The sequence below is a fragment of the Dickeya dadantii NCPPB 898 genome (genome assembly GCF_000406145.1).
Lineage (GTDB): Bacteria > Pseudomonadota > Gammaproteobacteria > Enterobacterales > Enterobacteriaceae > Dickeya > Dickeya dadantii.
In genome coordinates this window covers 1-819 of sequence record NZ_AOOE01000042.1, presented here as the reverse complement: position 1 = coordinate 819, position 819 = coordinate 1, and the positions used below count along the sequence as shown (strand labels likewise).

At 51.5% G+C, this 819-nt stretch carries 2 tRNA genes and 1 rRNA gene; all 3 read left to right on the top strand.

The annotated features are described in order from the left end of the window. Nucleotides 1–26: 26 nt before the first annotated feature. Nucleotides 27–103: transfer RNA gene (locus DDA898_RS00015), tRNA-Ile, on the top strand. Between the two features lie 104 nt (nt 104–207). Further along, nucleotides 208–283: transfer RNA gene (locus DDA898_RS00010), tRNA-Ala, on the top strand. 168 nt (nt 284–451) lie between these two features. Then, nucleotides 452–819, top strand: a 23S ribosomal RNA gene (locus DDA898_RS00005); the annotation flags it as partial.

Sequence of the window (819 nt, the reverse complement as noted above, 5' to 3'; positions counted from 1 at the left end):
GAAGTAATCGAGCAGTGAAACCTTATAGGCTTGTAGCTCAGGTGGTTAGAGCGCACCCCTGATAAGGGTGAGGTCGGTGGTTCAAGTCCACTCAGGCCTACCAAAATCGCTCTCATACTGCGTTGCTCGCCCGCTCGCTTATTTGAATAAGCGTCGTGGACTCGCGCCTTGCCTGAGACCGATTTGAATAAGGTTTGTCATATCGATGGGGCTATAGCTCAGCTGGGAGAGCGCCTGCTTTGCACGCAGGAGGTCTGCGGTTCGATCCCGCATAGCTCCACCATTCACGAATGACTTCAGAGTATACTGGCGACAGTATGCTGCGAAGTATTTTGCTCTTTAACAATCCGGAACAAGCTGAATAATTTGAAACGACGGCGTATGAACGAAAGTTTATAGGCTGGTCGAGTCTCTCAAAATACTCATACCCCGAGACACTTTCGGGTTGTGAGGTTAAGCGACTAAGCGTACACGGTGGATGCCTAGGCAGTCAGAGGCGATGAAGGGCGTGCTAATCTGCGATAAGCGTCGGCAAGGTGATATGAACCGTTATACCCGACGATACCCGAATGGGGAAACCCAGTGTGTTTCGACACACTATCATGGCATGAATACATAGTGTCATGAGGCGAACCGGGGGAACTGAAACATCTCAGTACCCCGAGGAAAAGAAATCAACCGAGATTCCCCCAGTAGCGGCGAGCGAACGGGGAGCAGCCCAGAACCTGAATCGGCTTGTGTGTCAGTGGAAGCGTCTGGAAAGTCGCACGATACAGGGTGAAAGTCCGTACACGAAGATGCACAGGCCGTGAGTTCGAT